Origin of the sequence: Massilia sp. Dwa41.01b (assembly GCF_014171775.1) — a bacterium.
GTDB lineage: Bacteria > Pseudomonadota > Gammaproteobacteria > Burkholderiales > Burkholderiaceae_D > Telluria.
Map to the genome: position 1 here is coordinate 1629776 of NZ_CP050454.1, position 12993 is coordinate 1642768.

At 62.8% G+C, this 12993-nt stretch carries 8 protein-coding genes, 1 other RNA gene and 3 pseudogenes; 4 read left to right on the plus strand and 8 right to left on the minus strand.

Annotation, left to right across the window (positions count from 1 at the left end):
• Window positions 1–14: 14 nt before the first annotated feature.
• From G4G28_RS07420 to ompA, 8 genes and pseudogenes are all read right to left on the minus strand, one after another.
• Window positions 15–935: a hypothetical protein gene (locus G4G28_RS07420; protein ID WP_183108199.1), complete on the minus strand. Its 921-nt coding sequence runs from the start codon at window positions 933–935 to the stop codon at window positions 15–17.
• Entirely contained in the window at window positions 902–1543 is a 642-nt protein-coding gene (locus tag G4G28_RS07425) for a bifunctional 2-polyprenyl-6-hydroxyphenol methylase/3-demethylubiquinol 3-O-methyltransferase UbiG (protein WP_202033735.1), read from the minus strand. The genes G4G28_RS07420 and G4G28_RS07425 overlap by 34 nt, the downstream gene beginning before the upstream one ends.
• A gap of 18 nt (window positions 1544–1561) precedes the next feature.
• Window positions 1562–2551 carry a glycosyltransferase family 2 protein gene (locus G4G28_RS07430; RefSeq protein ID WP_182991467.1) on the minus strand — a complete coding sequence of 330 codons (990 nt, stop codon included), beginning with the start codon at window positions 2549–2551 and terminating at the stop codon, window positions 1562–1564.
• A gap of 856 nt (window positions 2552–3407) precedes the next feature.
• Window positions 3408–3766, minus strand: a transfer-messenger RNA (tmRNA) gene (gene ssrA / locus G4G28_RS07435).
• Between the two features lie 186 nt (window positions 3767–3952).
• Complete coding sequence (locus G4G28_RS07440) at window positions 3953–4594, minus strand: hypothetical protein (RefSeq protein WP_183108200.1); 642 nt, start codon at window positions 4592–4594, stop codon at window positions 3953–3955.
• 120 nt (window positions 4595–4714) lie between these two features.
• Window positions 4715–5426: pseudogene (locus tag G4G28_RS07445) on the minus strand (HAD family hydrolase).
• 53 nt (window positions 5427–5479) lie between these two features.
• Window positions 5480–6184, minus strand: coding sequence for a bifunctional 2-polyprenyl-6-hydroxyphenol methylase/3-demethylubiquinol 3-O-methyltransferase UbiG (gene ubiG, locus G4G28_RS07450; RefSeq protein ID WP_182991468.1), 705 nt, complete (start codon window positions 6182–6184; stop codon window positions 5480–5482).
• 133 nt (window positions 6185–6317) lie between these two features.
• Window positions 6318–7031 carry an outer membrane protein OmpA gene (gene ompA, locus G4G28_RS07455; RefSeq protein ID WP_182991469.1) on the minus strand — a complete coding sequence of 238 codons (714 nt, stop codon included), beginning with the start codon at window positions 7029–7031 and terminating at the stop codon, window positions 6318–6320.
• Between the two features lie 399 nt (window positions 7032–7430).
• Between ompA and gyrA the strand changes: the two genes are divergently transcribed.
• From gyrA to pheA, 4 genes and pseudogenes are all read left to right on the plus strand, one after another.
• Window positions 7431–10049 carry a DNA gyrase subunit A gene (gyrA, locus tag G4G28_RS07460; RefSeq protein WP_182991470.1) on the plus strand — a complete coding sequence of 873 codons (2619 nt, stop codon included), beginning with the start codon at window positions 7431–7433 and terminating at the stop codon, window positions 10047–10049.
• A 206-nt stretch (window positions 10050–10255) separates the two neighbouring features.
• The gene (gene serC / locus G4G28_RS07465; protein WP_182991471.1) at window positions 10256–11356 is read left to right on the plus strand and encodes a 3-phosphoserine/phosphohydroxythreonine transaminase; all 1101 of its coding nucleotides are present in this window, start codon (window positions 10256–10258) and stop codon (window positions 11354–11356) included.
• Between the two features lie 187 nt (window positions 11357–11543).
• Window positions 11544–11653, plus strand: a pseudogene (locus G4G28_RS25400) (3-phosphoserine/phosphohydroxythreonine transaminase); the annotation flags it as partial.
• Between the two features lie 254 nt (window positions 11654–11907).
• Window positions 11908–12979 (plus strand): annotated as a pseudogene (gene pheA / locus G4G28_RS07470) (prephenate dehydratase).
• Window positions 12980–12993: the final 14 nt, after the last annotated feature.

A 12993-nucleotide genomic window follows, 5' to 3' on the forward strand; every position in this document is an offset into this window, starting at 1 on the left:
TTGCGGATGTTTTTTCAGACATGTTCGCTTCCGGATGCTGTCTGTGTAGGAAAAAAGACGGTCGCTGCCGCAAAAAACAATACGTCGCCGACCACCGTGACCATGCGTCCAAGGAGAACGGCAAGCAGCAGCTGTTCCTCCGAGACGAGTCCGTGCAACAGGAACAGCAGGAGCATTTCGCGCACGCCGACGCCGGCCGGTGCCCCCGGCGTGACCAGGCCAACCAGCCAGGCAAAGACATAGGCGCTGCCCACCGGCAGCCAGTAGCCCGTCTTCAGTCCCGCGCCACCAGCAACGGCCCCGAGCAAGCTCACGAACACCGCGGCGGAAACGAGCAGGAACAGGGTTTGCCACAGCAATGCCAGGCGCGCCTGGGGCCCACCGAGCCGGCCCACCAGGACGGCGAGCAGGGCAGCCGCGAGCAGGGCGAGCGCGACACCGGCGGCCACCGGGAAACCGGGCAGGATCAGCGGCAGCACCAGCGGGCCGGACAGCGCCCCGGCAATGGCGATGGAGCCCAGCTCCCACCCGATGGACTTGGCCAGCGGCACCGGTGCAATGCCGGCCGCCATGCCCAGTGCCTGCCGTCCAGCCAGGTGGAAGATATTTCCTGGCACATACTTCGCCAGCTGCGACAAGCCGTAGATGCGGATGGCCCCAGTGCGGCTTGCCACGGCCTCTAAGTGGCGTAGCAAGTGCCACCACGCCAAGGCAAGCAGAATATTGGCTGCGCCATACACGAAGGCGAGCAGGGCCATCACGCACCAGCCGCCCGGGGTGATGGCGGAAAAGGCCAGATCGCGCCAGTAGGCATCCAGGCGCAGGCCGACAAACGCGATGCCCACGAGGGCCAGTGCGCCGCCGAACCAGTGCAGGCCCCGGCGCAGGGCGGGCGACATCGTCAGTTGCGCGGACGGCAAAGCAGCATCGTCCACGGCAGTGGACTTCTCGTTTCAACAATGTCGAAGTAGCTCGACACCAGGCTGATGAAGCCCTTGCGCGACCAGTGCTGGAGGTGGCCTGGCGTGTTACCCCAGTCTCTGATGTACTTGCCGCGCGCCAGGTTGAGGGCACACCACAGCGGCTCGCGCGGCACGCTGAGGATCAGGTGCCGCACCGTGACGCTTTGCAGGGCCCTGAGGCCGGCTTCCGGATCCTCGAGATGCTCGAGCACTTCACAGCACACCACCAGGTCGGCAGCGTCGCGCGCGGCCTCGAGATCATAGATGCTGCGCGCTTCGAACAGGCCCGGCTGCAGGGCGCGCTGCCCGGCGTTTTCGCGTGCGATGTCGATCACGGCCGTCGAGAAGTCACATCCCCTAGCCGGGATTCCCCCCTCGTTCCAGCGCAGGACCCAATAGCCTTCGCCACAGCCGACTTCGTGGATCGAGCGGGGGGCTGCGCGGGTGACGAGCTCGGACAGGGCCGTATCGAACCCGTTCATCATCCATTTGACGATCGGGTTCTTCGAGCCGTATTTGTCGTACGTGTTGCCGATGACGATGCCATCTTCCGTCGCTCCGCCTGCAATCTTGATATTCATGAGTCGCTTCCGTCTTGTCTACTGGACACTGCGCTCGGCCGCATGCTCATCCGCCACGGGTTTGACAGCGGCGGCCGGCGCGATATTCGCGGTCTTGAAGCGGATATCCTCGAGCAGCTTGCGGTTCGCTGCCAACAGGTCGGCCACGAAGGCCACGAGCAAGGTCTGGAAACCCATGCCCAGCAGGACCGAAGCCAGGATCAGGGATTGGACGTGGCCACCGCCGTCGCCCTGCACGTAATGCCACAGGAAGCGCAAGCCGATCAGGAAGCCGAAACTGAAGAGAACGGCGCCAATCGTTCCAAAAAAGCTGAAAGGCCGGTAAATGACGAAAATGCGTGCAATCGTGAAAATGCTGCGCTTGATATACGAGGGAATGCTTTTGACCAGGCGCGAGGGGCGCAGGTCGCCGTTGACGCGGATTGGGACGGAAGTAATGGCAATGTTTTTCTGGCCCGCCTGGATAATCGTTTCCAGCGTGTAGGTATAGTCGCTGAAAACCATCAGGCGCTGGGCCGCGGGACGGCTGATCGCGCGAAAGCCGCTCGGCGCGTCGGGAATGGCCGTTTTGCTCGCCATGCGGACCACCCAGCTGCCGAGCTTCTGCAACAGTTTTTTTACGGGAGAGAAATGCTCGATGGTAGCAATAGGCCGTGCGCCAACGACGATCTCTGCTTCGTTGCGCAGTATCGGTGCCGTTAATGCGGGAATATCGTCCGCATTATATTGATTATCTGCATCTGTATTGACAATGACATCGGCACCCAGGCGCAGGCATGCTTCCAGGCCGGTCATGAAGGCCGTGGCTAGCCCCTTGTTGCCGGCGTGGCGGACGACGTGATGCACGCCATGCTGCTTGGCGACCTCGACCGTATTGTCCAGGCTGCCGTCGTCGATTATCAGCCATTCGACGCTGCTGAAACCAGGAACCGCGGTCGGCAGGGCTGCCAGGGTGACCGCAAGTGTCTGCGCTTCATTGAAGCACGGTATTTGTATGATTAATTTCATTTCTTTTATCCGTCGAAGTGGGCGCATTTTAAAGGTCGGGGCGGATTCGTGTCATCCTTTTCGTCGGCGTCTTATTTGATGTATTTACTGGAGCGGGGAGGGCGTTTCTGGTTTATGTGGGTGCTGGATGATGTTGCGTCTTGATTTTGTATGTACGGCGTTGAGGGCTGGGTAATCGAAACAATTCGTGAGAATTGATGGGGGGCGGGGGCAAGCTTTGGGGAGATTTGCCTGGCTAGGAAGGGGATGGGCTTGAAGTGTTGCGGAGTGCGGGAAGTTGCAGCCTGATTTCCGATTTATTGAACGGGGTGGAGACAGTTGTGCCAGGAGGGCAATGTTCTGCTCGCAGGTTGACTGGCGGGAGCTCGAAAGGCCAGGGCTCCGGCTGTTCGGGCGGGAGCGGAGGGGAAGCCATCGCTGCGCAAGGTCGAGTGGGGTCAAAGGTCGAGTGGGGTCAGGTCTGACATTTGGACACGAGCTCTGCTTTTGGTCGAGTGGGGTCAGGTCTGACATTTAGGTCGAGTGGGGTCAGGTCTGACATTTGGACACGAGCTCTGCTTTTGGTCGAGTGGGGTCAGGTCTGACATTTGGACACGAGCTCTGCCTTTGCGGAACGGTAGGCAGGAGGCGGAAGGCAAGAAATCGCTGCGCGATTTCCCTTAGTCGGGCGAATCGGAGAGCCCCTTGCGTCCGGAGGCGCAAGGTCGCGCGCAGGCTCGTCGCTTGCGCGCCCCGAAACCCCTGCTCGCCCCGCGTCCGTGCCGTCCGCGGAGTCGATTCCTGACGTCCGAACGCCACGCACACAAAAACAAACCCCCGCTGGCTTGCGCCAGCGGGGGTTTGTTTTTGTGTGCGTTGGTGGAGGCGGCGGGAATCGAACCCGCGTCCGCAAGCACTCTACAGACAGTTCTACATACTTAGCACTATCTTTTAATTTAACTTGGACAACGGGGATGTGCACCCTTTGTACAAGCGAGTTACCTTAAATTTCGGAAGCAACCAAGTAACCCGGTTGAGTCCTAGCCTCTGTAAATGACTCTACTTGCCTTGCGGCCCACCCCAGAGGCGAGGTAGTGTAGAGCTAGCAGCAATTAAGCTGCGAGTGCGTACGAGTTATCGTTTGCAGTTATTGATTTCTGGATGTATTTACGAGGTAACCAGTCCTCGGTATGCCCTGCGCTGCTTTGCAACCCACGTCGAAACCAGGTCGCCCCCAACGAAACTCCATTGTACTCCAATCGTGGACGGTGTGCAGTGCTGCGAAGCCGTGTGATGGGTACATGCCCCGTAGCCTGAGGTTCTGTTGCAAACCTGTGCCGTCGATGCAACAAGCGGCGCCTGGTCCATGACTGAACGGAGCAGGGGCACCGCGGCAGTCCATTCGCGGTGCCCGAACTTTCCTTACTGACCCTGGCTGTTGTGGTTGGCGACCTTGTTGCCGATATAGCCACCGCCGATGATGCCGGCGAGGGTCGCCAGTTTCTTGCCCTTGCCGCCGCCGATCTGGTTGCCGATCAGGCCGCCGATGACCGCACCGGTGCCGATGCCGACATAGTTCGGCTGGGCCGGAGCCGGGGCGGGAGCGATCGGGGCCGGTGCCGGGGCCGGACGGTAGCTCGGTTCCTGGACGTGCACGACCTTGGTCGTGTGATGCTCGATGACGCGCGGCTTCGGTGCGGTCACGGTGCGCTTCACGACGGGGGCCGGCTCCTGCTTCACGACCACGACCGGCGCCGCTGCGTTGGCGGTCTGCACGTAGGTGGTGGTGCCTGGCGCAGCGCTGACGACCAGCGGGGCAGGTGCGTCGGCGTATTGCGCTACCGGTGCCGCAGCGAGCTGGGCCGGCGCGGCAGCCTGCAGCCGGCCTGCGGCGAGCGGCATGGCAGCGGTCGGGGCCAGGGCGGCTTGCTGTTCCGGGGCGCTGCGCGAGCTCGGCAGCATGCCGGTGATGGCGGCAGCGCCCGTCAGGCTGACGACGATCACCGACACGGCTGCGGCGGCCATCAGGGGATGAATGCGGGTAGCGTTTTGCGTGGTGTTCATGGTCTGCTCCATCAGTGTTGCGTTGTCGATGGAGGTAGATTACCGATCGCGCCGGTTACACGGTAGACACCAACCCGTATCAGTCGTAATCAGTTGTAAGTGGGCAAGCAGGGCGCCAGCTCAAGCCACCGATACGGTCGACTTGGCGGTCGTACCCAGCGAACGCAGCAGCGCGAGCAAGTCGAGCGGCGTCTGGCAGAGGAAATCGGCGCCCCAGGTCGTCGGCTCGATATTGCCGCAATAGCCCCAGCCGCAGGCTACCGTCACCATGCCGGCGGACTGGCCCGCTTCGATGTCGCGCAAGTCGTCGCCGACATACCAGCAATGTTCGGGCGCGATGTTCAGGCGGCGCGCGCCTTCCAGCAGCGGTGCCGGGTGCGGCTTGGCATGCGGCATGGTGTCGCCCGAGACCACGCAGCCCGCGTGGTCCAGGCCGATTTGCGGCAGCAGCGGGTCGGTGAAACGCGCCGGCTTGTTGTTGGTGACCACGCCCCAGGCCATGCCGGCTTCCTCGATGCCCTGCAGCAGTGCGGCGACGCCGTCGAACAGCGTGCTCTCGACCGCCATGTGTGCCTGGTAGCGGTCGAACCACGCCAGGCGCAGCTCCTCGTAGCCCTCGTCGCCCGGGGCCAGGCCGAAGGCGGCGCCGATCATGCCGCGCGCGCCGGCCGAGGCTGTGGGGCGCAGCACGTCGTAGGGCGTGGGGGGCCAGGCCGCGCTCGGTGCGCAGCCAGTTGACGGCGGCGGCCAGGTCGGGGGCGGTGTCGGCCAGGGTGCCGTCGAGGTCGAACAGGACGGCGCGCGGTGCCAGGGTCGGGGCAGGGGAGGTCATCGGTTGCACAGGAAGATAAGCGGGAAGGCGTGGAGCGGTTGCTTGAGGATTGATTACGCCAGCGGTTTGGTGCAGGCCACCATGTAGTTCACATCGGTGTCGTTGTTGAGCGAGTAAATTTTGGTCAGCGGGTTGTAGGTCAGGCCCTTCATGCCGTCGACCTGCAGGCCAGCCTGGCGCATGAATTGCGACAGTTCCGCCGGGGTCAGGAACTTGGCGTAGTCATGGGTGCCGCGCGGCAGCATGCGCAGTACGTATTCGGCGCCGATCACGGCCAGCAGGTAGGCCTTCGGGTTGCGGTTGATCGTCGAGAAGAACAGCTTGCCGCCCGGTTTCGCCAGCGCGGCCGCAGCACGCACGATCGAACCCGGATCCGGCACGTGCTCGAGCATTTCCATGCAGGTGACGACGTCATACTGGCCGGCTTCGTCAAGCGCCATGTCTTCGGCCGCGATCATCTTGTAGCGCACCTCCACGCCCGACTCCAGGCTGTGCAGGTCGGCCACTTTCAGCGCCTTCTTCGACAGGTCGATACCGGTGACTTTCGCCCCCTTCTTCGCCATCGATTCGGAGAGCACGCCGCCGCCGCAGCCGATGTCGATCACGTTCTTGCCCGCCAGCGGCGCGCGTGCGTTGATCCATTCCAGGCGCAGCGGATTGATTTCGTGGAGCGGGCGGAACTCGGAAGTCGGGTCCCACCAACGGTGGGCCAGTTCGCTGAATTTGTTGATTTCGAGAGGATCGGCGTTCGTATTCATAGGTCGGAATAATAGCGGGAAATACCGGGCTGCGACGAACGCGAGGCGACAAATTCGGGCAGCCCGGTGCAAAGGCGAAAAAAAACCCCGCCGCGGCGGGGTTCATGGACAGCAGGCCAGGCCTGCTGCGTGCTTACTGCTGCTGGCGGGTGCGGGTACCGACCACTTCGATTTCGACGCGGCGGTTCTTGGCACGGCCCGACGACGACTTGTTGTCGGCGACCGGCTGCTTCTCGCCCTTGCCTTCGGTGTAGATACGGTTCGCATCGACGCCCTTGCCCTGCAGGTAAGCCTTGACGGCTTCGGCGCGGCGGATCGACAGCTTCTGGTTGTAGGCATCGGTGCCGATCGAGTCGGTGTGGCCGACGGCGATGATGACTTCCAGGTTCATGTCGCCCAGCTTCGAGGTCAGCTCGTCGAGCGCCCCCTTGCCTTCAGGCTTGAGCACAGCCTTGTCGAAGTCGAAGAAGGCGTCGGCGGAGTAGCTCACTTTTTCCGAGGTCGGGACCGGTGCCGGTGCCGGGGCGGGTGCCGGAGCAGGGGCTTCGACGGCCGGCGGTGGCGGAGGTGGTGCGACGCACTTGCCGTTCTCGAGTTTTTCAGGCGGGACGCACAGCGGCGCGTCGCAGCCAGGGACCGCGTCGGCCGGGGTCCAGTAGCCGGTACGCCAGCACAGTCCGAAAGGATCGCGCGCGATCACGCCGCGGCTGTCCTGGACGTACGCGCTGTACGGCTTGTTCGCCTGGATGTCGGTCGTCAGCGGTGCGTACGGCGGTGCGCTTTGGGCAAAGGCACTGCCAGCCATCGCTGCCGAAGCTGCGAGCATGAGGGTTGCAATCTTCTTCATATTTTTCTTTCCTTTCGGTTTTATATCTTTCCGTTGCGAAACTTTGCTGGTTCGCAGGGACGTAGGCAGAATATTAACAGCTCGGTTGCCTTGTCTGTTTCGCATTGTGAAACATGCAATTAACTTCTCGACCATTTTGCCACATACGCCATATCCGCACGACGGGGCGTGACGCAATGGCAGTGCCGGGGATCGGTCACGTTGTTTCTGCGCAACAACGTGCTCAACAACACACGCTAGCTTGACGAAGGTTTATGACAAGCATGTGTCAAATCAACAATTGTGCGGTTGGCCCAGGGTTGGCAGAACTGCCCGGAATGCATGCCTTATATAGGCGTGCATGGTAGAATCATCCGTTGGAACTCATAACCATTAGCCTGAAAGCAGTCGACCCGCCCAATGGATCAATTCGCAAAAGAAACAGTCAACATTTCTCTCGAAGAAGAGATGCGCAAGAGCTACCTCGATTACGCGATGAGCGTGATCGTGGGCCGCGCGCTTCCGGACGCACGTGACGGCCTGAAGCCGGTGCATCGCCGCGTATTGTTCGCGATGCAGGAAATGAACAACGTGTGGAACCGCCCGTACCTGAAGTGCGCGCGTGTGGTCGGCGAAACCATGGGTAAGTTCCACCCGCACGGCGATGCGTCGATCTACGACACGCTGGTGCGCATGGCGCAGGACTTCTCGCTGCGCTACACCCTGGTCGACGGTCAGGGCAACTTCGGCTCGATCGACGGCGACAGCGCGGCGGCCATGCGGTATACCGAGTGCCGCCTCGACAAGATTGCCCAGGAGCTCCTGGCCGACATCGACAAGGACACGGTCGACTTCCAGCCGAACTACGACGGCAAGGAAAAGGAACCGACGGTCCTGCCGACCAGGATCCCCAACCTGCTGATCAATGGTTCCTCGGGCATCGCAGTCGGCATGGCTACCAATATCCCGCCGCACAACCTGTCGGAAGTCATCAACGGCGCCCAGCACCTGCTGCGCAACCCGGAATGCAGCATCGACGAATTGATCGAGCTGATCCCGGCACCGGACTTCCCGACCGCCGGCATCATCTATGGCGTCTCGGGCGTGCGCGACGGTTACCGCACCGGCCGCGGCCGCGTGGTGATGCGCGCCAAGACCCACTTCGAAGAGTATGGCAAGGATGGCGGCCGCATCGCGATCATCATCGACGAGCTGCCGTACCAGGTAAATAAAAAGTCCTTGCTCGAGCGTATCGCCGAAAACGTGCGCGACAAGAAGCTCGAAGGCATCTCCGACATCCGCGACGAGTCCGACAAATCGGGCATGCGCGTCGTCATCGAACTGAAACGCGGCGAAGTGCCGGAAGTGGTGCTGAACAACCTGTACAAGCAGACCCAGCTGCAGGACACCTTCGGCATGAACATGGTGGCGCTGGTCAACGGCCAGCCGAAGCTGCTGAACCTGAAGCAGATGCTGGAATGCTTCCTGTCGCACCGCCGCGAAGTGGTCACGCGCCGCACCGTGTTCGAGCTGCGCAAGGCGCGCGAGCGCGGCCACATGCTCGAAGGCCTGGCTGTTGCACTGGCCAACATCGACGACTTCATCGCCATCATCAAGGCCGCGCCGACGCCGCCGATCGCGAAGGTCGAGCTCATGCAGCGCGCCTGGGATTCGTCCCTGGTGCGCGAAATGCTGCTGCGTACCGCCGAGGGCAGCACGATCGGCGGCATCGAGGCTTTCCGTCCGGAGCACCTGCCGAAGCACTACGGCATGCAGACCGATGGCCTGTACAAGCTGTCGGACGAGCAGGCCCAGGAAATCCTGCAGATGCGCCTGCAGCGCCTGACCGGCCTGGAGCAGGACAAGATCGTCAACGAGTACAAGGAAGTGATGTCGCACATCGCCGACCTGCTCGACATCCTGTCGCGTCCGGAGCGCGTCACGACCATCATCAGCGACGAGATGGCGCAGATCAAGAACGACTACACCGAGAACGGCAAGGATGCACGCCGCTCGGCCATCGAACACAACGCCAGCGACCTCGACACCGAAGACCTGATCACGCCGCAGGACATGGTGGTGACGCTCTCGCATACCGGCTACATGAAGTCGCAGCCGATTGCCGAATACCGCGCGCAGAAGCGCGGCGGCCGCGGCAAGCAGGCGATGGCGACGAAGGACGAAGACTGGATCGACCAGCTCTTCATCGCCAACACCCACGACTACATGCTGTGCTTCAGTAACCGCGGCCGCATGTACTGGCTGAAGGTGTGGGAAGTGCCGCAGGGCTCGCGCAACTCGCGCGGTAAACCAATCGTGAACATGTTCCCGCTGCAGGACAACGAGAAGATCACGGTCATCCTGCCGCTGTCGGGCGAGAACCGCACCTTCCCGGAAGACCATTACGTGTTCATGGCCACTTCGCTGGGTACCGTGAAGAAGACGCCGCTGAAGGATTTCAGCAACCCGCGCAAGGCCGGCATCATCGCGGTCGACCTCGACGAGGGCGACTTCCTGATCGGCGCCGCGCTGACCGACGGCGAGCACGACGTGATGCTGTTCTCGGACGGCGGCAAGGCCGTGCGCTTCGACGAGAACGACGTGCGCCCGATGGGCCGTACCGCGCGCGGCGTGCGCGGCATGAACCTGGAAGAGGGCCAGCAGGTCATCGCCCTCTTGGTGGCCGAGAACGAGCAGCAGTCGGTGCTGACCGCAACCGAGAACGGCTTCGGCAAGCGTACCCCGATCACCGAGTACACCCGCCACGGCCGCGGCACCAAGGGCATGATCGCGATCCAGCAGTCCGAGCGCAACGGTAAAGTCGTCGCCGCGACCCTGGTCGATGCGCTGGACGAGATCATGCTGATCACGACCGGCGGCGTGCTGATCCGCACCCGCGTATCCGAGATTCGCGAGATGGGCCGCGCGACCCAGGGCGTGACCCTGATCGCCGTGGAAGACGGCACCAAGCTGTCGGGCCTGCAACGCATCGTCGAGACCGACCTGGAAGAGGTCGAGCTCGAAGCGGCGCCGGAATAAGCCTGGTAAGGCCACTCCTGCGCGAGTGGCCTTTTTTTTGTCCTTGCTTTGGCTGAGCCGCCTCGGCTTGTTCGAACCCTTACCGACATCACGAATGAACAGGATCCTCCTTGCCGTGAGCGCCGCGTCCGCCTTTGCCGGCCTGCCGTCGTTCGCTCATGCCGTGCGGGAATCGCAGAACCAGTAAGCACCATCGAGAGGACCACATGACCCAGGTATTCAATTTCTCCGCCGGCCCGGCCGTGCTCCCCAAGGAAGTGCTGCGCCAGGCCGCCGCCGAGATGCTCGACTGGCACGGCAGCGGCATGTCGGTGATGGAAATGAGCCACCGCGGGCCCGAGTTCATCTCGATCTACCAGCGGGCGGAAGCCGACCTGCGCGAACTGCTGGCCGTCCCGGGCAACTACCGGATCCTGTTCATGCAGGGCGGCGGGCTGGGCGAGAATGCCATCATCCCGATGAATTTGCTCGGCCGTGTGCAGGGCGGGGCAAATGCCCCCGCCGTGATCGACTTCGTCCACACCGGTTCCTGGTCGGGCAAGTCGATCAGGGAGGCGGCGCGCTACGCCCGGGTGAACGTCGCCGCCTCGAGCGAGGCGGGCGGTTTTACCACCGTGCCGCGCCAGGATAGCTGGCAGCTGAGCACGAACGCCGCCTACCTGCATGTCTGCACCAACGAAACCATCGACGGCGTCGAATTCGACTTCGTCCCCGAGCCGCCGCCCGGCGTGCCGCTGGTGGCGGACATGTCTTCCCACATCCTGTCGCGGCAAATCGATGTGTCGCGTTATGGCGTCATTTTCGCCGGCGCACAAAAAAATATCGGCCCGGCCGGCCTGACCCTGGTGATCGTGCGCGATGATCTGCTGGACGGTGCGCTGCCGATCTGCCCCTCGGCTTTCCACTGGAAGAACGTGGCCGAGCACGAATCGATGTTCAACACGCCGCCGACCTATGCGATCTATATTGCCGGGTTGGTATTTGCCCACCTGAAGCGCCAGGGTGGCGTGGCAGCCGTGGAAGCGCGTAATATCGAGAAGGCGCGGCTGCTCTACGACGCGCTCGATGCGGACGACTTTTACCAGAACCGGGTGGAGAAATCATGCCGCTCGCGCATGAATATCCCGTTCTATTTGCGCGACGAATCACTGAATGAGCAATTCCTGGCCGGCGCGAAGGCGCGCGGGCTGCTGCAACTGAAGGGCCACAAGTCCGTCGGAGGCATGCGGGCATCGATCTACAATGCGATGCCGATCGAAGGGGTGCAGGCCCTGGTCGATTATTTGAATGAGTTTGCGGGGCGGTAGGGAGCTCCCGATGACCACGGTGTGGGCATGCCACGAATCGTAGGGTGGGCTCCGCCCACGCGGTCGTACCGTTGCGGACCCCACCGTGGTCAGCATTCCACAGTTCGATCATCGTGAACGATTGTCGCGGATAAGCCGCAATAGATCATGCGGTGATACCGCGTGGGCAGAGCCCACCCTACGATCGCTGAAGGGCCACAAGTCCGTCGGAGGCATGCGGGCATCGATCTACAATGCGATGCCGATCGAAGGGTGCAGGCCCTGGTCGATTATTTGAATGAGTTTGCGGGGCGGTAGGGAGCTCCCGATGACCACGGTGTAGGCATGCCACGAATCGTAGGGTGGGCTCCGCCCACGCGGTCGTACCGTTGCGGACCACGTCGCGTCAAGTGCCGAAGCGTTGATCTCCGAGGTCGCGTTCACGGATGAGCCGCAACAGATCGGGCGATGATACCGCGTGGGCGGAGCCCACCCTACGGTCGCGAGGTCGCATCGGTTAACGATCACCGCACGCAAACACCAACAAACAGCAGCCTTCAATCAGCACAACCATGAACGACAAACTGACACCCCTGCGCCAGCAGATCGACGCGATCGACGCGCAAATCCTCGAGCTGCTGAGCCGGCGCGGGCGCCTGGCCCAGGAAGTGGGCCACGTCAAGGCCGAGACCTCCGCCCCCGTGTTCCGCCCCGAGCGCGAAGCGCAGGTGCTGCGCGGCGTGGCCGAGCGCAATGACGGGCCCCTGAGGGACCACGACGTCCAGACCATTTTCCGCGAAGTCATGTCGGCCTGCCGCGCCCTGGAAAAGCGGGTGACGGTCGCCTACCTGGGCCCGGCCGGTACCTTCAGCGAGCAGGCCGTCTACCAGCAGTTCGGCAGCGCCGTCGAAGGCTTGCCCTGTGCCTCGATCGACGAGGTGTTCCGCGCCGCCGAGGCCGGCACTGCCGACTTCGGCGTGGTGCCGGTGGAAAATTCCTCGGAAGGGGCCGTCAACCGCACCCTCGACCTGATGCTGGCAACGACCACCATTATCAGCGGCGAAGTGTCGATCCCGGTCCACCACAGCCTGATGAGCAAGAACGGCAGCATGGACGGCGTCAAGCTGATCTGCGCCCATTCGCAGGCGCTGGCCCAGTGCCAGGTCTGGCTCAACCTGCATCACCCGGACATCGAGCGCCGCGCCGTCGCCTCGAATGCGGAAGCGGCCGTGCTGGCCAGCCGCGATGCGGGCGTCGCCGCGATCGCCAGCGAAATGGCGGGTGAGCAATACCAGCTGGGCGTCATCCAGGCCCACATCCAGGGACGACCCGCACAACCGCACGCGCTTCGTCATCATCGGCCAGCACCACACCAATCCGTCCGGGCAGGACCGCACCTCGCTGGTGCTGGCCGTGCCGAACCGGGCCGGCGCGGTCTACAATCTGCTGGCGCCGCTCGCGAAGCACGGCGTGTCGATGACGCGCTTCGAGTCGCGCCCGGCCCGTACCGGCACCTGGGAGTATTACTTCTATGTCGACGTCGAGGGCCATCGCCAGAACGAGGCAGTCGACCGTGCATTGACGGAACTGCAGGACAATGCCGCCTTCTTCAAGCTGCTCGGCTCCTATCCGGTCGGCCTTTAATTTTCCATTTTTCG